The organism is Fenollaria massiliensis (assembly GCF_023347705.1).
GTDB classification, from domain to species: domain Bacteria; phylum Bacillota; class Clostridia; order Tissierellales; family Peptoniphilaceae; genus Fenollaria; species Fenollaria massiliensis.
In genome coordinates this window covers 435,340-455,953 of record NZ_CP096649.1, presented here as the reverse complement: position 1 = coordinate 455,953, position 20,614 = coordinate 435,340, and the positions used below count along the sequence as shown (strand labels likewise).

Here is a 20,614-nt window from a genome sequence, read left to right as displayed (position 1 = left end):
ATTATTTTTTTAATTGTTTTTCATTGCAAAGTCTAGGCTAATAGTGTCGTTAATTAAATCCAGATACTCTTTGTCTGTTACTAGCTCAAGTCTAAGTTGTTGTTTGCCCTCTATTGTTACGTTTGATGCGTCTGCCCTAAGCTTGAATGTTTCTTCGTCTATCTTGTCTAAGACGGATTTGTATCCTTTTAATTTTATTGTGATAAATTTTTCATTTGTATCTCTTAGCTCCATATCATCTTTTAGATTAACTAGCTCAAAATTTTCTATAGGCACTTTAATTTCTTTTTCTGCCTCTTCTTCTACTTCATATGTCACCGTGATTTTTACACTATCATCAAGAAGTGAAACGCCTTGTGGGAGTATTGGTTTAACTACTAATTCGCCATCTTTTGGCTCAACTGCATCGCTTACCTCTATCTTTTCTGTCTTGATTGAATTAACACTATCGATATCGTCTTGTCCTTTGATAACTAGCTTTTGTGGATTAGTTTTGATATTAACAATTTTGTAATTGCTTGGCAAATGACTTACAAAGTCTGTTTCTATAGGAACCGATTTTGTTTTATCTATCTGTACATTGATATTAACCACTTGTGGATATAGACTCACTTGATCGATTTGATTATCTTTTATATCAACTGCATATAATTTACTTGATATTGTAAATGGTTTATCCTTATTTGTTAAATCAATCTCGGCTATAACTTTATCAACTTTTGCTAAATAGCTTTCTGGTCCTGTCAATTTAACATTTTCCACGTCCATGGATATGTCTGACAAGGCGCAATTTTCTTTAACTTCGCCTTTTTGTCTTACTTCTATAGGCTTCTTATATGATTCAACGCTGTCAAGATTAAAAATTACCTCTGATGGTCCAACTGATGTTACTTGTAGTGTATTGTATTGACCGATAATTTCAGCTTTAACTGGTATCCTAACTTGACCTGAATCGTAGCCTCTAAAGTCTATGGCTGCTTTGATATTGTTTTCGTTAATATTATCAAGCTCACTCTTTTTACCTTTTACTTGAACTGAAACTTTTGCCTCATTTGGTCCAAGATTAACAAGTTTAGTGTTATTAAGGTATTCAATATTTTTAAATGCTACGTTAATATTTCTATATGTCCTTGTTTCTTCTGGATTGACAAGTCCCATAACATAGTACCAAAGGAAGATAGCAACGATGACTGAGACTACTTTTGCAATGATATTACTCTTGTTCTTGATCTTGAACTTCTTCATCTTGAACTTCATCTTTTGCCCTCCATTTAAATAATGCTTTTTCTTCGCTACTTTCTGGTAAATAAACGCTTAATAATTTTTCTCTAAGTGTATTTTCGTCTAAGTATCTTGAAATAACGCCTTCTTCTGCTGTGGATATGGATCCTGTCTCTTCTGATACTATAACTGCAAGTGCATCACTCATCTCTGTTACGCCAAGTGCCGCTCTATGTCTTGTACCTAATTCTCTTGGAACGTTTTGATTATCTGTTAATGGTAAAAAACAAGCAGCAGCTCTAATCTTATCGCTCTTAATAACTACTGCACCATCATGTAGAGGTGTGTTTGGTATAAATATATTGATAAGTAAGTCACTTGATACAAGTCCGTCTATATCAGTACCTGTATCAACTATCTCGTTAAGACCAGTTTTTCTCTCGATTACTATAAGTGCGCCTATCTTTTGCCTTGATAATGATAGGCAGGCGTCAACTATCTCATTAACTGTTCTTGAAAAATTTTCTTTTTTAAACTCGGAAATGGATTTAGAAAAAAACTTCATCCTTCCTATATACTCTAGTCCACGTCTCAATTCTGGCTGAAACACAACAACTAAAGCGATAAGACCTACATTGAATAGGTTTTCGATTAACCACCTAAGTGTATATAGGTGAAAAACGTCGCTTAGCTTGGTAACTATAAGCAAGGCCAAGAAGCCTTTTGTTAGCTGCTCGGCTCTTGTTTGCTTAACAAGCTTATATAGTTGATATATTATTAAGGCAATGATTGTGATGTCGACAAGGTAGCTTAGTTTAAAATTTACTAATACATCCTTAACTTGTTCGAACATAGGTCCTCCTACATAAGTTCTTCAAACTTATCCATAAATTCATTAAATGTATCTAAACTGTTTAGTATTGGGTCCTTCTTAGTCATATCTACTCCAGCTTCTTTAAGTATGTCAATTGGGTACTCGCTTGATCCCTTTGATAAGAAGCCAAGATATTTTTCAACTGCTCCTTCTTCTTTAGAAAGAACTTTTCTAGCAAATTCTGTAGCACAGCTGATACCTGTTGAGTATTGGAACACGTAGAAATTGTAGTAGAAATGAGGTATTCTTGCCCATTCGTATTTGATTTTGTCATCAACAACTACATCTTCACCATAATAAAATTTATTTAAGTCATAGTAAGTTTTATTTAAGAAATCAGCGTTTAATGTGCCGCCCTCTTGAGCGTACTTGTGAATTATATTTTCAAATTCAGCAAACATCGCTTGTCTATATAGTGTTGTTCTAAATGATTCAAGATAATTATCTATGAAATATAATTTTTCTTCTTTAGTCTTAGCATTGTCAATCATGTAATGAGTTAATAGTGTTTCGTTCATTGTTGAAGCTATCTCTGCTAAGAATATACTATAGTTAGCATATTGAATAGGTTGATTTGTGTTTGTTAAGTACGAGTGCATTGAGTGACCCATTTCGTGACAGCATGTAAATAATGAGTCAACTGATTTATTATGATTTAATAAGATGTATGGATAAGTGCCCTTAACACCTGATGAGAAGGCTCCGCCTCTTTTGCCCTTTGTTTCATAAACGTCAACCCATCTTGAGTGATATCCCTTATAAGCAATGTCTTGATATTCTTTGCCAAGTGGAGCAATTGCTTCTTTTATAATTTCAGTTGCTTCTGGATAATCTATCTCAAATTTTAAGCTGCTAAGCATTGGCATGTATATATCATACATGTGTTGTTCTTTTAGCCCCATGTATTTCTTTCTAAGCTTCATATATCTATGAAGATAGTGAATTTTATCATGAACTGATTCGATTAGATTGTCATAAATCTTTTCATCAACAGCATTTGCAAAAAGTGCCGCTTCTCTAGCGCTCTTGAAATTTCTAACTTCTGCTCTAAAAATGTTTTTCTTAACAGCTGCCTTTAATGTAGCTGCAAGCATATTGATATGATCAGCATAATTGTCATAGTATGTGTTAAATGTATTTTTTCTTAAAACTTCATCATCTGATGAAAGAAGCTTAGTGAATACACCTGAGCTAAGTGGATGCATTTTGCCATCTTTATCTGCAACTGAATCAAATTTTAGATCAGCATAAGAGAACATTTGGTAGATATCATCTGGTGCACTATATAAATCGCCTGCTTTTGATAATAATGCCTCTTCTTTTTCACTTAGTGTGTGAGCTTCATATCTAAGTATGTCTTCAAAAGTCTTTCTGTACTCTTCAAGGCCTTTTTCTTCAGAGATAAATTCTTCAATTTTCTTTCTTCCTATCTTTAAAATTTCAGGTGATTCAAAAGCAAGTACTGTTGAAAACTTAACTTCTACTGATTGTGCCTTGTCAGCAAGCTCTTGGCTCTTTGTATCTGTAGTGTCTTGTGAAAATTTTAAGCTTGCATAAACATAAATTAATTCAAGTCTATGAATAAGATCATATTTTAATTTAGTAAATTCAAATAAAGTCTTTGCGCTTTCACCAAGTTTTCCTTCATAATCACTTAGCTTTAAAAAGTCCTTAGAGAACTTTTCGTACTCTTCAAGCCATTTTTCATCACTTTCAAAGATTTTTGTAAGATCCCACTTAAATTGTTCCTCAATTTGATCCCTTGTTTTTAATTCGTCCATGTTAACATCCCTTTCTATTTATTATAGTTTTTTATTAAATAATTATTTATCAGTTTAACAATGCCTTGCATTTGGTAACCCATCTTTCTTTGGTCTTCACTCACAACGCAGATGCTATAATCAAGCTTATCCGACTGAATGAAACTTACGAGCCATGCGTTGTACTTGCCCTTGCCAAGCTCAGCTGTACCAGTTTTTGCGCCAATTGTAAAGCCTTTTCTTTGTAAAGAGCTTGCAGTACCTCTCTTTGCTGTCTCTATCATCGCCTCTTTAACTTTATCTGCATCCTCTTTATTGCTAATAGTTTTATAAATTTCACTCTTAGTCGATTCAAGCAAAGTGCCTTTATTGTCCTTGACCATCTTAACAATGTATGGCTTAATCATAACGCCTTCCTTAGCGATGGCGCTCGTCATCATAAGCATATTGAGTGGACTAACAAGTATTGAGCCTTGACCTATGGCGTCAGAGGCTATCTCGGTCTTGCCAGCATCTCTATTGAATTTTGATTTGGCAAAAACTAAATCAAAATCAAAATCTTTATCGATATAAAATTCTTCAATCGTATCAAAAAATTTATCTTTATCCATATTCATAATCTTATTAATAAAATAAGTGTTTATGGAATTGCTCATGGCTGTGTTTAAATCTATGTTACCATATTTTTTACCGCCAGAATTTTTAAATATATATGAGTCGACCGACTCTTTACCTGTATCTGTATAATTTAAATCTTGTTTTGACTTTAAAATCGCCATAGCGCTCACGAGTTTAAAAGTTGAGCCCGGTTGATATAGTCCTTGGGCTGCTCTATTTAAAAGCTCGCCGTTATTTGAATTTACAAAGTCGTCCCAGTTTTGGTCAATAGTAGATGGATTAAATCCTGGGTTTGAGTGCATAGCAAGTATCTCTCCAGTCCTGTTGTCCATGACAATGACAGCGCCTTTATCTTTAGCAAAATTTTTCTCGATTAGGCCTTCTAAATCATTGTCTATAGATAAAACTAATGATTTACCTGCTCTATCGTTAAAAATCTTTCTTATATCTTTGAAATAATCGTCTTTGTCGGTACCCGTCAAAACATCGTTGAAAGTACTTTCAAGACCCTGCTTGCCATATTTTTTGCTAGTGTAACCAATTACGTGTGAGTATCTTTGTCCAAATGGATATATTCTGGTCTTTTCTTCGCCTTTAACTTTTGTTTCAGCAAGGATCGTACCCTTCCTATCATAAATTGTTCCTCTAATTACATTTTCTTCGTCGACCCTATTTCTTCTGTTGTAAGGATTATTTTTTATGTCCTTAGCCAAGAATAGTTGGAAATATGTTAAATAAAATATTATTCCAAAAAATGCCGCCAAAAATATTATTAAAGAAATTATAATTCTCTTATTCGTTCTATCCATCGACTTCACCCTCTATACTTGAAAGCTGCACCATGGCTAGTACTATGAATGACGCCAAAATTGACGTTCCTCCATAGGCAACAAAAGGAAGCGTAACGCCTGTTAGTGGTATCAATTTTAAAACGCCGCCTAATATTAATAGCGATTGAATTGAAAATAATACCGCACAATTAAAGCTCAAAACTTTATAAAAAGTGTCGTTCGATTTTAGTGATATTTTAAACATTCTCGATATAAGCATTATAAATAGCATGATAACTGCAATGCCTACAAGTGTGCCCATCTCTTCACATATAGCTGAGAAGATAAAATCGCTTGTCGCAACTGGTATTGTATTTGGAAGTCCTAATCCAATTCCTGTTCCGACGAAACCACCTGAACTGATGGCGAAGAGCGACTGTGTTATTTGTAGGCCAATACCGTCCATGTAGTCCCATGGATTGATAAAGCTTAAAACCCTAACTCTTACGTGACTAAATAAATAATAGCTCGCGACGCTCATCACAACTGCTAAAAGTAAATTTACATACTTTAAATATTTTTTCTTCTCAAATACAAATTCGCTAAACATCATCATACCGTAGATGATAACTGCTGAGCCAAGATCTTTTTGCAAGAAGAAAAACATTATGAAGCTATATGAGATAAGAGTAAATATCTCTGGTCCAAACTTAATTGACGCGTATCTCTTATAATTTTTATAATAAATCGCCTGCAAGAATATATATAATATCTTGATGAACTCGCCCGGCTGAAATCTAATTGGTCCAAGCCTGATCCAGTTTCTTGCTCCATACTTTGTCTTGCCTAATACAAGTGTAATTATAAATAGTATGTATATAAGTGATAATACTATAAAAAACATCTTATTGAATTTATTTTTCATCGCCGTTAATATAAATATGGCGAGATAAAATACAATTATGCCTATACTTATCCAAATAATTTGTCTAAAGCCACTCGTCTCATCAAGCCTTAGTATCTCAAAAGTTCCTATTGAAAATAACATTGAAACGATAAGGTTTAAATATCGATCCGCCTTTGGTGATATCTTTATAAGTAAAATATTTAATAGATAAATAAGTACAAGTACTCCAGCTGTATAATATATAAAATTTTGTGTTGGCTTCATGTCCTTGTAGAAGAAAAATAAACTAAGTTCAAGTATTACAAACATAAAGACCAACAATAAGGAACTTGATATCTTTACTTTTTTTCTCATTTATTGCTCCCTATTTACAAAAACAAATTTTATGTCATTAAGCTCAATTATGTCTCCGTCCTCTAAGATGACCTCATCATCAATCTTAGTTCCATTGACATAAGTGCCGTTTTTACTACCAAGATCACTTAAATAATATTCTCCGCTATCTTCTTCAATTGTAAAATGATTTTTTGATACAAAATTATAATCAAGCCTTATATCTGAATATCTATCGCGGCCAACGCTTAAGCTCTCTCTGATTGGATATATCTTATCTTTTTCTTCATCGCCTAAAAGCATTAAGTACGCGCCCTTCCTCGAAGCTTGAGTAGACTTTATATCTTGGAAAATCATCTTCGCTATTTGAAAAACGAAAAGATATATAATTATTATAAAAATATATTTTAATATCATTGACAATATTGAAAAAAAGTCCACAGCTTTCACCTCATCTTTATTTTATCACAAATGAAGAGTTTTTGCCATGGATATTGAAAAAAATTTACTAATCTGTTAGAATTAATTTAGAGGTGTATTATGAACGAAAAAGCTTATAATTATGCAATTAAATATTTAAAGAACATTAAGACGAAGAAAGATGTCTATGATTATCTAATCAGAAAGGGTTTTACTGATGAAGAAACGAGTGAAGTTTGTGACTACATTGAAGAAGTGGGCCTTGTTGATGATGATTTGTATGTAAAATTTTTCGTTGAAGATAGTTTTCGTATAAAAAATAAAGGCGCTAGAAAAATTGTCTACGAGTTAAAACAAAGAGGGATAGATGACGATAAAATAAATGAAGCGATAGAAGAAGCAAGTGATATGCAATATGATGCGCTTAAAGAAGCTTACGAGAGAAAACTTGAAGCAACTAAGAGCGAGACCGATGAGTATAAGAGAAAAAATAAAATTATTCGTTTTTTAATAAGCAGAGGCTTTGATTACTCAGACATAAAGAACATAGTCGATATATAATGAATAAGATTTATTATATATACATGCTTAGGTGCAAGGACGGGTCCATCTATACTGGCTACACCGATAATATTTATAAGCGCATAGAAAAGCATAGAAGCGGTAAAGGTGCGAAATACACTAGAGGGCGCGGACCCTTTGAGCTAGTTCACTACGAGAGCTTTTTTACCAAGGAAGAGGCAATGCAAAGAGAGGCAGCGATAAAAAAGCTTAATAAAGAAGCAAAATTAAAATTAATAGAAGAAGACGCAAAAAAAGAGTAGATGGTTTAAATATCTACTCTTTCTATATTTTATTTACTTGTTTCTTTATCTGTTTCTTCACTTTTACTTCTTTTTACTCTAGTCTTTCTTGACTTTCTTCTCTTTGCCATGGAACCCATAGCTATAGCTACAAAAAGTGAGGTAAAAGCAGCCGTCAATGAAATGATTGCAAGCTTCATATCAATGATTGATGCTTGAAGTATACTTCTCTTATTACCCTTCAATAAAACAAAAACAGCAAATATTATTAAGCTTATAGTCGGTATATATTTAACAAATTTATACTTCATAAAAGCTATATGCAAAAATAAAACTAAAACCGCAAAAACAAGTGCCACTATAAATATAAGTGACGTTTCTGTCATATATGGTTTTACTTCTGTAAGTATTTTTTCTAAAATCGATTTTATAGTACCCATTACTTCACCCTCGCCATGATTACTAATTATACTACATACAGACTCTATTTGCAAGCCTAATTATTTTATCTTTTTTGCACCAAGCGAGATAAATTTTTCCTTCCACATGTCACCGTATTGACCAAGTGCCCACTCATTCATAATTATATTTGAATTTAAATCTATCGAAAAGATTTCATCATATATATGATCTTTAAAAACTTCATAGGCAGAGAAAGTTTTGTCCTTATATATCATGACCATGGATTTGTTAGGCGCACTGAAGGCATCCTTAAGCTTAGGGAATTTTTCTTTAAGACTTTCGTAATTAAAATAAAGCTCATCAAAGCGCACAAGATTTTTATTTGGCCTCTTCATAACATAACTATCCTTATAAAGTCTAGGATGATTAATATCATAGTCCCTCTTCTTAAGTATCCAGTAACCGTTGTTTCTCTCAACAGCTAAATTTCTTTCGTCATTTAAAATATTTTTAAACTCATCCATGCTATAGGTCTTGGTATTGTCTGCTTCGTCATCTTCAATTAACTCACGTAGAGAGGCTTTGTTGTTTTGACTGTAATTATCAAGAAAATATACACCTATATCTCCGTTGTCATTAAATTTTGACTCTATTTCGTAAGAAAAATAATCATTGCCAACGAATAAAATTTTTCTTAGTCTATCAAGTTTCTTTTCTTTTTCGGCATCATATAAAATTATAGATTTAAAAGTATTGACATGGTCATTGATAACTAAAAAGTCCTCTTGATATACGCCGTCCTTGTCAATGCTAACATTTTCAATCCTTGCAAATCCGTCGCGCCTTGGCACTAATAAATAATCAAGCTCGTATGCCTCGCCCTTATATGGCTGCATGTATATGGTTTTGTACTTATAAGTACCTCCGTTATCTTCTCTCACGCCCATCAAAAATCCGATATTTTCATCTATGACTTCTCCTTCAAGGTCTTGAGTGCTTTCAACAAGTGTAACTAGCTCCTTAAGATGCATCTCGTCAAGTTTTTTATCAGTTTTTGTTAGCGTGTAAAGATATTTGCCAAGTTTAATCATCATTTTGCCATCGTTAATGATGAGGTCGTATCTAAAATTGCCATTTTCATAAATCGAGTAAACATCAGCATCTGCGCCATCAATATTATTTAGCTCTATCTTATAATTAAAGAAAAGATAATCTTTTAAAGATACTTTTCTATATTTTACATCTGCCCCTTTAATTACGTCGTTACCTATGATGTAGTCATCTTCACTTATGTAGATGTAGTCATCAACTCTAAGTGCAGCATCGACCTCTTTTTGTTTTTCTTCAACATCTTTTATCTCTTTTACTTGCCAAACGCCATATAGGTCTGGATTTGATATATTTTTTTTTGGTGAGCACGAAGCTAATGTCATTATGATTATGATAAGTGAGATAAAACTAAGAATTTTTTTCATCTTTAAGCTCCTTAGCTAATCTTACCGTAAATTTAGTGCCTTCTCCCGGCTTCGACTCAATTTCAACGCTTCCTTTGTGAAGCGTGACTATCTCCTTAACTATGGCAAGACCAATACCCGTATGTGATTTAGATTTTTTGCCCGCATAAAACTTTTCGAAAATGTATTTAATTTCATCGTCATCAATGCCAACACCTTGGTCAATAACATCGATGAAGAAATTATCCTTATCTTGATAAAGATTAACAGTGATAAGACCTCGCTCTTTATTAAATTTAACCGCGTTATCAAGTAAATTTATCATGACCTGCTTAATTCTGTTCTCATCGCCATAATAAATATATGAAGCTGGTGAAACATTAAGCTCAATCGTCTCTTTATTCTTCTCAAGCTTTGGAAATACTTGCTTAGTGATGTTTTCAACGCATATTTTTAAATCGAAATAATCTTTGTTAAGAGAAATTTTTCCTGAGATGAGTCTTGAAAAATCAAGAAGCTCTTCCAAAAGTGAGCTAAGTCTTTCGCTCTCACTAATTAATATATCATGAGCAAGCTCTGTCGTCTCTTGATCAAGGCCTCCATCTTTAAGTGTATATGCCCAGCCAGTTAACGATGTAAGAGGCGTTCTTAACTCATGCGAAATATTGGCGATGAATTCATTCTTTAACTCATCATGCTTGATTATCTCGTCAGATAGCGTGTTCATCGCGTTAGATAGAGCTCCTATTTCATTTTTTAATTCAAGCTTTGATTTTTCTTTATAATTACCTTTCGACATGCGCATGGCTATCCTTGTTAAATATTTTATTGGATTTACAATTGAATCACTTACAAAATTTGAAATAAAAATACAAACAAGCAAGACTAAAAGGCTTATTGCCGCTATGATGATAGATAGTTTGCTAGTAAATTCATCAACTTGCCCTAAGCCGAAAAATAATCTTAAATAATATATAGGCTCATCTTTATGTTTAACAGCTGTACTAACAGTTAATACCCTCTCGCCAGATGCCGCATCGCGTCCTATCCAAGTCGCGCTGCCGTTCTTAATAAGAGCCTCCATCTCAGGAGCCGTTGTGTACTTATAGCCTTCCGAATCAAATAGCACTGTGCCATCCGTGTCCAAAATTTCGAGCCTTTGATCAATATTGTTATAGAAGAGGTTTGGATGCTGATTAATTGCTTCCTTTATTTTATCATTGCTTGTAAAACCATAAAATTTTCTATCGTAATCAACATACATATTCAAGGTATCCTTAGCATTTTTAATAGTTTGATTATAATAAAATCTTTTGAACATGTAAGACGAGAAAATATTTATAAGCACAAGCGAAATAAAGACAAGCAAGATGAAATTTTGCATCAAGCTCTTCTTTAAGCTATTCCTTGTATTCAAAAGTAAATCCCTCTCCCCAAATAGTTTTTAGATGCTCAGGATTTGATGGATCCTTCTCTATCTTTTTTCTAAGCCTTGATATATTGACATCAACTAGCTTTGTATCCATAAGATAATCGTAGCCCCAAACTGTTTTGACAATTTCTTTTCTCTTTACAAGCTTATTAGCATTTTCGATTAAATATTTGATTATGCCAAACTCAGTTGGTGTTAGCTCAATAAGCTCATCATCAAGATAAAAATCTTTTAAATTCAAATCCAGCTTAAACTTGCCTAGAACAATTTCTTTTTCTTCTTTTTTATCAGCGATGAGCCTTCTGCTGATTGATTTAATTCTTAAAATTAATTCCTTCGGGTTGAATGGTTTTGACAAGTAATCATCAGCGCCTGATTCAAAAGCATTTATCTTGTCAATGTCTTCGCTCTTTGCAGTTAGCATAATTATTGCCATGTTTGGATAAACTTCCCTAAGTATCTTAAGAAGTGTGACTCCATCCATCTTTTCAAGCATTATATCAAGAACTGCTATATCGAAACTTTCCTCTTTGCACGCTTCGAGAGCCTCTTCTGCGCTTGGAAAATCACTAACGATGTAGCCCTCCTTAACTAAGTTTATCTTAACAAATTTGCGTATAGCCGCTTCGTCTTCGACTAAAAGTACTCTGTAACTCATATAATCTACTCCATATCGATTAATTTATCTCTTGATAGAATAAATATTTTTGCTTTCGCCTCTTTTTTGAAAATATTTTTTACAGCATCCACATACATTTTCATCTGCGTTTTATAAATATTTTTCACAGTATCTTCATCAAGGCTAGTGACCTTGTAGTCAATTATTTCTACATGATCTTCGTATTCATCTAATCTATCAATAACTCCTGTGTATATTATATCATCTTTAATGTAATAATACTCGAATTCCTTATATGTTTTTGCATTTGTAACTGTTTTGTAAAACTTTTCATAATTTTTTGCGCATATATTTAGTAGTTCTTTTTCTTTTTCACTAAGTTTATAGCTTTCGGCTGATTCATTTAAAATCTCATCAAAGTTTTTTCCCTCATAAGCCTCACAAAATCTGTGAGCAGCAGATCCAAGAGATTTTCTATCGCTACCCTCTTCTAAAATATCTCTCTCGTCATCATACACCTTAAAGCTGTTGGAATTAAAGTCATAAGCGTAGGCAGCCCTAGATGGTAGCGGTGCATATAAGCTTTGCCACTGAAGCTTTTCTTTAGTAATGAGATCATCCATTGACTCTTCTATATCTAATTTTTTTGCTTCAAGCACTCTCTCTTCAATATTTGCTTCTTCATATTTGCCATCCATGCCCTCAAGAAGTAGCGTAAATCCAGCACTGCCCTTAGATTTGAATATAATTAGCTTTTCTTTAGCTCTTGTTAACATAACATAAAGATTTCTTTTCTTTTCTTCTTCATCAAGAAGATTATCTTCTTCTTGAGAAGATTTAAAATTTGCATAAAGATCTTTGAATCTTAAAAATATTTTGTCTCCAGATAGTTTTGCAAAACCGTTGTCAAAATTCTTTCTAAAATTTGTTTTTGCGCATATAACTACTTTTGCTTCAAGACCCTTTGCCTTGTGAATGGTCATTATTCTCACTAAATCATCATTTTCACTGATATATGATGCCTCTGATGCACTTCTATTTCTTGATGCAAGCAGAGCATCGGCAATATTTTCAAAATTTGTAATGCCACTGTCATAATAAGTAGAAATTTTATTTATAAAACTGCGGATATTGGCATAAGCTTGTGGAGCTCTATTTCTATGCAAAATTTTTTCGGTGTAATTAGTATTTTTGATAAAAGTCTTAATGACTTCATCAAGTCTTTCATCATCTTTCATCGATATATATAAATTTAGTTCTTCTTTATAATTTTTAAACTCATCTCTATCTTTAATCGTGAAAATCTCGTCATCATCGAGCGCGTAGACGCTGCTTCTTAAAAGCGCAATCAATGAAAGTTCATCTTCATATCTTAAATAATGAATAAAATTATATATATCTTCAATCTCGTCTCTTGAGTTAAGCGATATGCTCGCATTGTTATAAACAGGGATATTCACAAACTTTAGCATCTTTTCTATGGCTTCTGAGCTGTTATTGTTACGAACTAGTATAACTATATCCTTAAAAGCCTCTCCCTTCTCGTGCAAATCAATAATTTCATTTGCTATAGCTCGCGCCTCATCGTCCCTTTCTCTGTCCTTTATATAATTAATTATTTTAACTTCACTATTTACAATATCTCCCTTTGCTTCAAGATCTACATAGCCTGGCATTTTAGCATTAAATAGCTTATTTACACTTGAAATAATTTCTTTACCAGTCCTATAATTATCGTTCATCAATATACAAGTGGAATTTTTATCATCTTTCTCAAAATCTTCTCTAACTGAGTTATATAGACTCACGTCAGCTCCTCTAAATGCATATATTGACTGCTTAAAATCACCAACGACGAAAAGTCTGTTTTTGCCAAGTATATCATTTAATAAATAATAAATTTCTTTTTGTATAGGCGATGTATCTTGAAATTCATCAACCATGATGTAGCTAATTTTTGATTTGATAAATTCGCGTAGCTCTCTTTGCTTTAATAAATTTCTAAATAATATCTCTAGGTCATTAAAATCAAGAACCGCTTCTTCTTTTTTAATGCTTTTATATTTTTCGTGAATAGACTCAAGCAAATTAAAAAATTCATCATAATAGTCTAGCTTAGCTATCTCAAGTGCGCTGAGTATATAAATTGCGCTATTTGTAATGATATCGTACTTATCTTCTAATTTTTTATTTTGTCCTATCTCATAAGCAAAAATCTTTATAAGATTAATATCGCTATCACTTACGCCATTGTTCTTTAAATTATTTAAGGCGGCCTCATGCTTTTTAATCATTTTAAATAAAGTAGCTCTATCTGTTAATTTGCCCTTCACCTCAGCGATTGTATTTAGCATAGTATTAATGGCTTCATTTATCTTTTCTTCGTTGTTTATTTCTTTAAGAAAAGCTTTTGTGTTATCGCATAATTTAGCTATATCCATGCCCATAGTTTTATTTGCAATAGCATTAAGACTAGAGACAAAATCATCGTCATAATTTTTTCCAAGCGCCTTAAAAAAATCATCATAATTTTTTTCTTCAAGTGCTTCTCTTATCGCTCTATCAAGTAATAATTTTGCCTCATCCTCTTCAGCTACCTTGGCGCGCGGATCGATCTTTGCAAGCAAAGGCAGTGATTTAAGCATCTTTAGTGCAAATTGATGCACGGTCGAAATGCTTGCGAAAGGCATATTATTATAATAAGCTTTAAATCTTTCATCTGTTTTTGCTTTTTCATAAATAAGTTTTGAGATTCTTTCTTTAAGCTCATTACTTGCCTTCTTTGTAAATGTTATAGCCACTACCGAAGAAAGTACATCCTCATTTTTTATTCCGTCAAATTTCCCCTTGTCTAAGATGTTTACATATCTATTGACAAGGACAGTAGTTTTTCCAGTACCTGCAGAGGCATCGAGTAAAACGTTTTTATCTATGGTATTAGCAGCCAAAGCTTGCTTTTCATTTAATTTCATCACTCTCTCCCCCTCTTACAAATATTTTTAAACTCACAAAACGCAGGACAATCACTTTTCTTTCCGCTCTTGATTATAGGGAAATTATAGCTCTTCACGCCTGATATTATCTCACTAATAACTTCTTCAGCGTCATCTTGTATTGGCGCCATAGTTTCTATTTGATCATCAAATTTGGATATGCCTATAAAGGCTGCATCTATATCTACGCCACTTGGCTTGTAATATAAGGAATAAGAGATGAGCTGCGAATCATGTGTCTTTGTGCTAGAGCTTTTTTTATAATCGATTAATAAAAGTTTTCCAGATAAAGTATCCTCGTCGACCCTATCTATCTTTCCTCTAATTTCATAGCCATCGACATAAATTTTTATTTTTTTCTCAAGCTCTTTAACAACATAGTTTGATTTTTTCATTCTTTCTTCATCATAAATAATAAAATCTTTTATATATGTCTCGATATTTTCAAGCTCAAAACCATAAACATCGGCATATTCGTTAGTCTTTTTGATTAATTCCATAGTTTTTTCAAGCAGAGCCTCATCGTATATAACTTTTTTACCAATAAAATTACTATAATAAATTTCTAAAACTTTATGCATGTAAGTGCCAATGTTTCTTGCCTTCATATCGACCTCAGCCGGCTCTATACAGTAGATGTAGCCTAAAAGAGCAGAGTACGGACAAGTGTCATAAGCACCTAAGAAAGAAACGCTAAAACCATTATTCAAAAATTCATCAACCTTTGCCATGGTAGAATAATTTTCAAACTTTCCGTTGTATTTTGATGCTTCGCCTTCATTTCTAAGCTTATTTATCTCGTCGTAATCAGGATATTTAGTTTTGCTTAATCCTTTGTAAGCTTCTATATATTTCTTTTGCTCAGGATTTGTAGCAAGCGAAGTGCTTTTTTTAATCGAATTAAGACTATCAAGTACAATCCATTTATTAATTTTATTCTCTTCATCAAATATATAAAACTCATTAAATAAAGACGAAGCGCCTTGATCCGAATCAGACAAAGTCTTCGCTGAGTACGATATAGTGAGCTTTTCATCAGTCGCCTTAATCAGTTTTTTCATCAAATTCTTCGACAGCTTTGACATGTACTCGCTTTTATCGTAGCCAATCTCATTATAAATATTGTCAAGCAAAAAGTTTTCGCTCATGGTCTTTGGAAAATTGTCCATATTTGCTCCGACTATGTAGATTAGTTTATAATGCCTAAGCGTGTCAAAATCAGCTGTGTATATAGATACGCCAAAAGGCACTCTGTCTTTTTCTCTATAGACTTCATATTTAAAAGCTATCTTTAATAAATCTATCCACTTTTCATTGCTAATTGTTTTGCCATAAATCTCTTCAATTGCTGCAATTATTTTTTCAAATTTATCTAAAAGCATCTCATCAGCTGTGTATTTATTTATCATTTCTAAAAGAGTTACACCGTTTGTCTCAAACTCATTTGCCAATATATCAGCATAAAGTTTTTCTTGCCAAACTATATCTTTAAGATTAAATACGCTGTTTTTATTTATGGGTATCTCATAAGAATTAAGCATTTCAGTAAGAGATCTTTCTTCTGATTTATCCATAAGATAGATGAGTGCATCGCCATAAGCGTAGCCTTCTTTTAAAACTTTTTCTTTTATATCGGTCAAAGCGTAGTCAAGCTCAGCCTCAACTGAGTCTGCACGCACAAAATTTATTCCATCTGTATCAATAATTTCTTCATTAAATAATTTTTTTGCTAATTTTTCAAAATAGCCACTATTATCCTCATCAAGATGAACTTCATCAGCATTTTCTTTTAAATAAGCCATTAGATCATCTGAAGCAAAGTCTTCTTCAATGAAAATTTTAGTTTTTTTATCAAGTTTCTTTGCCATATCAATCAAATAACTTAGCTTTTTATTTATTTCATTAAAGCCAATAAAGTATATGGCGTCTGCATTTTTTATCTTTAAAGGGTCAAGCTCAGCAGTATCGTTCATGCCAAGATAGCCACCCTCCTTGATTAAAGACTCGTAGTCTTCGTAAATTTTCTTGTATTCGCCGCCATGCACAATTAAATCAATATCTTTTTTGCTAGCGTCCTTAATCGCTTCGAAAATTAAATCCATATACGACGGATAAGATAAAAATTCCATCTCGCTTTTATTCATCTCAATAATTTTTTTAATTATAAGGCGCATGCTTAAATCAGATAAAAATTTGTAGCTTCCCTTGGCATATCTTAAATAAAATTCATCTATGCTTAAAACGCTTGTGTTTAGGAGCATTCCAAGATTTTTCAAACCCTCTTGAACAATAAAGTCTTTATACTCAGTGTTTTTTGTTATAATTAATATTTTGCCGCCCTCATCCATTTGCATGGCGCTAAAGAGGTTCGCAGCGTCTTTCTTTATTTCATATACGGATATCACTTGAGCAAAACCTCCTTGACTTTATCGTAAGTAGCCCAGTTATGCGCATAAAATTCTTTATTGGATAAATAATTAAAAAATCCATCTAGCTCTGGAAAAGAAATTTTATATGAATATAAAAGCTGATTATTTATTATATTTGCAAGTCTTGCGTTAATAGCGGCATCTCCGTACTTTCTATCGCCAACAATTGGATGCTTTAAAGTTTTTAGGTGAAAACGTATTTGATGAGTCTTACCCGTTAATAAAAGTACCTCGAGCTCAGTAAAATTATTTTTCATGTAAATGGACTTAAAATGAGTTATCATCTCAGAGCCGTCATCAGATAGCTTCATCATATTTTTCTTTTCGTTCTTTTCATAATTCACTTCAAAAGTTTCGTCAACATCAAATTTTCCTTTGACAATAGTTTTGTAATATTTATTTATCTTTCTATCTTTAATAAGCTTAGTCATCTCTTTAAGCGCTTCGTAATTTTTACAGCCAATCAAAAGGCCTTTAGTGTTCCTATCAAGCCTATTGGCAAGGGCTGGCCTAAAAGTATTTTCATTACGTGGAGAGAATTCTTTCTTGTCTATAAGATACTTTATAAAGCTATCGACAACATTTTTCTCAAAGCCTTCCTTAGTAGCGTGACTTAAGACGCCTTCATCCTTATCAATGATGGCAATGTTTTCGTCCTCATAAACTATATTCAAATCAATGATATTTGGGTTAAACTTTTTTGGCGCTTCGCTAAATTTTTCAAAAGTTTCGTCTGAGAAAAATACTTTTATCACGTCGCCAGTTAAAATCCTCTCGTCACCGCTCGCTTTTTTGCCGTTTAAAACTATATTTTTCTTTCTAAGCATTTTCATGAGAAAGGACTTTGTCGCATTTGGAAAAAATTTCACTAAGAAGCGATCAAGTCTTTGATCATTATCATTTTCATTAATTTTTATCTCTTTCATCATTTTCACCTTTTATTTTTCTATAATATATGATATAATTATAATACAAAGTATAAAAAAAAGAAAGTTTAATAATAAGAGGTGTAATAATGAATTTTTGGGAAAAATTTAAAGACTTTTTGTATAACTCGATTGATTACATAATCATGCTCATAGTAATCATAGCTGTTGTATGCATAATCAGTTGGAGACTTGACATCTTGTTTGTTAACAACGGTGCTAACTCAACTCTAACTAAAAACATTGAGAATAATAACGAAGATAATAAAGTGGTTGAAAATATAGACGGCGACCAAGATAACGAAGCTACTAACGAAGACAACGGGGAAAAAGTTAAAGAAGGTGCAGATAGTGAAGCTCCTGCAGAAACAGCTGGAGAGAAAAAACCAGCTGATGAAGAAGCTCCTGTTGAAACAGCAGGCGATGCAAAAGATACTGAAGAAAAGCCAGCTGAGGAAAAACCTGCTGAAAAGGCAGAAGAAAAGCCAGTTCAAACAGGAACAGTTGAGGTTAATATACCTGCTAAGTCTTTACCAGGTGAGATAGGTAAGATACTTGAGCAACAAGGCGTTGTATCAAGCGCAACAGACTTTGTAAACAAGTGCGTTGAGCTAAAACTTGATACAAAATTAAAATCAGGTAAGTTCACAATAAATAAGGGAGCAAGCCTTGATGATGTCGTTAAGATTATCGCACAAATTAAGAAATAAGATAAAAGCCAGAGATAATTCTCTGGCTTCTTCTATATAATATATATTATTTTTTGAGTGACTCACGAATTTTTTGCTGAGTCATCTTTTTTATATCTTCATTAAGACTTGCACTTGATAAATATTTATTTATCTTATCCTTATTTTTGAAATAAATTTCACAAAGTAGCCACGCCGCCGCCATATTTACATAATAGGTATTAATCTTAATTATTTTTATTGCATCTAAAATTTTTTCTATGTGAGCCTCGTCATTAAATTTTTTATTTAATATAACTAGTCCAAGGCGAATGCTGTATTCATCTTCACTGTGCACATAGCTTAGTGCCTTTTGAAAAATCTCTTCGCGATGCGCTTCATCAATAATTATTTCACCTGCGATTAAGTCCGTTACTTCCCAATTATCGATGTATGGAAGAAACTTATCAAGCGTGTCCATAGCTTCATCAAAGCTTCTACTCATCTTAAATATGCAAAGCGCATATAAAAGTTTTTCCTCTCTATAATAAAATTTTGCCTCGTTAAAAATTTCAATACTGCAAGTTTTTTTGATTTTTTTAGAAAGACGCCTTAAAGCTCCCATGCGTACACCAATGATAGTATCTTTATTAATATTTGGAACGAGCTTAGCTATAAAATCCTTGTACTTTGCATCAGAATTTTCTTTTAGCTCAAAAAGTACATCTTTATAAATCATAATTTTATGCCTTTGCCTTGCATGTTAATTCTTTCACGCAAATTTTAAATACACGCGTTCTAGGTATAGCAGCTCTTGCATAAACAAATTTTTCGCTCGGAATATGATACTTTTGCACTAAAACTTCAAGTGCCGCCTCTTTTTCGTCATAATCATTAATTTCATAAACTTCGCCCCTGCCTATAATTGATTCGTAATTCATAGTGCAGTAGCCGCGCTCTTTGTCCATAATAAGCTTATGATTTGCACTCATTTGAAAGCTCACAGCAGCGCCATCTTTTAAATAATCATACTTCTTTCCTTCTCTTGCTCCGTGAATGAATAAAGTGATTTCGCCTTGGGCTTCGCTCACGCCAAAATTAACAGCTAAGATATATGGCGAGCTCTCATCGTTAAAGGCAAGAACTACATCGTCGCAGTCTTTCATTATTCTAAGTATTTCATTTATATCCGTAACTTCTCTATCTGCTCTTCTCATAATTTTCCTCCTTAATTAATTTCAATTTTAAGTACCGCTTCAGCGCCCGATGGCACCTCTTTAATAATTTTGCCACCATCAAAATAACAAGCGCCGCCCTTAGATATGTATGGCTCATCAAAATCGTAGCAAACAGAATTCACATATAGTACAGGTGATTTTAATTTCTCGGCTTGCACTGCATACTCAAACTTTTCTTCTTCATTCCAAACACGCGGCTCGAAATCAGTATAAACAGGCCAAAGAACTAAATCCTTTTCAATATCAGCCGCTTTTTGAATAAGTTCATCGTGCCAAAAATCACCGCAGATGCCGACTAGAATTTTTTTATCATCAAAATCAAAAGCGTGAAAACCATCGCCTTCCTTGTATTGATGTCCCGCAATTGGCTCTTTCCAACCATCAGATACGCGTCTAAAAACGTCCATTATCTCGCCAGTTTTGCCAATGGTGATCATCGATGAATAAAGAGCGTCATCAGATTTTTCAATCATGCCAAAGCTAACAGCGATAGAATTTTCCTTCGCAGCAATTTTTATTTCATTAATAATATCATCATTTATATCTATGGCAATCGCCTTGTCCTTTTCATAATCCCAAGACAGAGCCTCAAAACCATGTAAAAAAGACTCACCAAAAACAAGTAGATCCGCCTTTTGAGCATATTCGCGCATAGATTTTATAATAATGTTTTTGTTATGTTCAAGGTCCTTAGTCTTAAACGCTAAAGACATAAGATTGATTTTCATAATATGACCCCCTTTTTAT

19 protein-coding genes are annotated in these 20,614 nt (G+C 33.0%); 3 read left to right on the top strand and 16 right to left on the bottom strand.

Annotated features, from left to right (window positions below):
* Positions 1–9 precede the first annotated feature (9 nt).
* Genes M1R53_RS02290 through M1R53_RS02265 form a run of 6 tightly spaced genes read right to left on the bottom strand, consistent with a single transcriptional unit; the run spans position 10 to position 6,924 of the window.
* Positions 10–1,257 carry a CdaR family protein gene (locus M1R53_RS02290; protein ID WP_249242931.1) on the bottom strand — a complete coding sequence of 416 codons (1,248 nt, stop codon included), beginning with the start codon at positions 1,255–1,257 and terminating at the stop codon, positions 10–12.
* The gene (gene cdaA, locus M1R53_RS02285) at positions 1,214–2,074 is read right to left on the bottom strand and encodes a diadenylate cyclase CdaA (protein WP_019214964.1); all 861 of its coding nucleotides are present in this window, start codon (positions 2,072–2,074) and stop codon (positions 1,214–1,216) included. Before cdaA ends, M1R53_RS02290 begins: the two co-directional genes overlap by 44 nt.
* Before the next feature lie 8 nt (positions 2,075–2,082).
* A complete protein-coding gene (gene pepF, locus M1R53_RS02280) occupies positions 2,083–3,876 on the bottom strand; it encodes an oligoendopeptidase F (RefSeq protein WP_085840525.1) in 1,794 nt (597 codons plus the stop codon).
* A gap of 14 nt (positions 3,877–3,890) precedes the next feature.
* A complete protein-coding gene (locus tag M1R53_RS02275; protein ID WP_249242930.1) occupies positions 3,891–5,282 on the bottom strand; it encodes a peptidoglycan D,D-transpeptidase FtsI family protein in 1,392 nt (463 codons plus the stop codon).
* Positions 5,275–6,504, bottom strand: coding sequence for an FtsW/RodA/SpoVE family cell cycle protein (locus tag M1R53_RS02270; protein WP_249242929.1), 1,230 nt, complete (start codon positions 6,502–6,504; stop codon positions 5,275–5,277). The genes M1R53_RS02275 and M1R53_RS02270 overlap by 8 nt, the downstream gene beginning before the upstream one ends.
* Positions 6,505–6,924: an FHA domain-containing protein gene (locus M1R53_RS02265; protein WP_249242928.1), complete on the bottom strand. Its 420-nt coding sequence runs from the start codon at positions 6,922–6,924 to the stop codon at positions 6,505–6,507. It lies immediately after the preceding gene.
* Positions 6,925–7,023: 99 nt separating this feature from the next.
* Here M1R53_RS02265 and M1R53_RS02260 point away from each other — a divergent pair, with 99 nt between their 5' ends.
* A complete protein-coding gene (locus M1R53_RS02260; RefSeq protein ID WP_249242927.1) occupies positions 7,024–7,464 on the top strand; it encodes a regulatory protein RecX in 441 nt (146 codons plus the stop codon).
* Complete coding sequence (locus M1R53_RS02255; RefSeq protein ID WP_249242926.1) at positions 7,464–7,727, top strand: GIY-YIG nuclease family protein; 264 nt, start codon at positions 7,464–7,466, stop codon at positions 7,725–7,727. Before M1R53_RS02260 ends, M1R53_RS02255 begins: the two co-directional genes overlap by 1 nt.
* 29 nt (positions 7,728–7,756) lie before the next feature.
* Here M1R53_RS02255 and M1R53_RS02250 read toward each other — a convergent pair whose 3' ends face one another.
* From M1R53_RS02250 to M1R53_RS02220, 7 genes are read right to left on the bottom strand one after another with little or no spacing between them, the layout of a single operon-like run.
* Positions 7,757–8,146 (bottom strand): hypothetical protein, encoded by a 390-nt coding sequence (locus tag M1R53_RS02250; protein WP_070599170.1) that lies wholly within the window; start codon positions 8,144–8,146, stop codon positions 7,757–7,759.
* 60 nt (positions 8,147–8,206) lie between these two features.
* The gene (locus tag M1R53_RS02245; RefSeq protein ID WP_249242925.1) at positions 8,207–9,583 is read right to left on the bottom strand and encodes a hypothetical protein; all 1,377 of its coding nucleotides are present in this window, start codon (positions 9,581–9,583) and stop codon (positions 8,207–8,209) included.
* On the bottom strand, positions 9,567–10,979 hold the full coding sequence (locus tag M1R53_RS02240; protein ID WP_249242924.1) for a sensor histidine kinase: 1,413 nt from the start codon (positions 10,977–10,979) through the stop codon (positions 9,567–9,569). Before M1R53_RS02240 ends, M1R53_RS02245 begins: the two co-directional genes overlap by 17 nt.
* The gene (locus tag M1R53_RS02235) at positions 10,963–11,652 is read right to left on the bottom strand and encodes a response regulator transcription factor (RefSeq protein WP_249242923.1); all 690 of its coding nucleotides are present in this window, start codon (positions 11,650–11,652) and stop codon (positions 10,963–10,965) included. Before M1R53_RS02235 ends, M1R53_RS02240 begins: the two co-directional genes overlap by 17 nt.
* 5 nt (positions 11,653–11,657) lie before the next feature.
* The gene (locus M1R53_RS02230) at positions 11,658–14,585 is read right to left on the bottom strand and encodes a UvrD-helicase domain-containing protein (protein ID WP_249242922.1); all 2,928 of its coding nucleotides are present in this window, start codon (positions 14,583–14,585) and stop codon (positions 11,658–11,660) included.
* Entirely contained in the window at positions 14,585–17,011 is a 2,427-nt protein-coding gene (locus M1R53_RS02225; RefSeq protein ID WP_249242921.1) for a PD-(D/E)XK nuclease family protein, read from the bottom strand. The genes M1R53_RS02230 and M1R53_RS02225 overlap by 1 nt, the downstream gene beginning before the upstream one ends.
* Complete coding sequence (locus M1R53_RS02220) at positions 17,008–17,961, bottom strand: pseudouridine synthase (RefSeq protein ID WP_249242920.1); 954 nt, start codon at positions 17,959–17,961, stop codon at positions 17,008–17,010. Before M1R53_RS02220 ends, M1R53_RS02225 begins: the two co-directional genes overlap by 4 nt.
* 89 nt (positions 17,962–18,050) lie before the next feature.
* Here M1R53_RS02220 and M1R53_RS02215 point away from each other — a divergent pair, with 89 nt between their 5' ends.
* On the top strand, positions 18,051–18,671 hold the full coding sequence (locus M1R53_RS02215) for an MltG/YceG/YrrL family protein (protein WP_249242919.1): 621 nt from the start codon (positions 18,051–18,053) through the stop codon (positions 18,669–18,671).
* A gap of 46 nt (positions 18,672–18,717) precedes the next feature.
* On the opposite strand, the gene M1R53_RS02210 is transcribed toward M1R53_RS02215, so the two are convergent.
* From M1R53_RS02210 to M1R53_RS02200, 3 genes are read right to left on the bottom strand one after another with little or no spacing between them, the layout of a single operon-like run.
* The gene (locus tag M1R53_RS02210) at positions 18,718–19,368 is read right to left on the bottom strand and encodes a DNA alkylation repair protein (protein WP_249242918.1); all 651 of its coding nucleotides are present in this window, start codon (positions 19,366–19,368) and stop codon (positions 18,718–18,720) included.
* A 4-nt stretch (positions 19,369–19,372) separates the two neighbouring features.
* Positions 19,373–19,846: a pyridoxamine 5'-phosphate oxidase family protein gene (locus M1R53_RS02205; protein WP_249242917.1), complete on the bottom strand. Its 474-nt coding sequence runs from the start codon at positions 19,844–19,846 to the stop codon at positions 19,373–19,375.
* 11 nt (positions 19,847–19,857) lie between these two features.
* Entirely contained in the window at positions 19,858–20,595 is a 738-nt protein-coding gene (locus tag M1R53_RS02200) for a carbon-nitrogen hydrolase family protein (protein WP_249242916.1), read from the bottom strand.
* Positions 20,596–20,614: the final 19 nt, after the last annotated feature.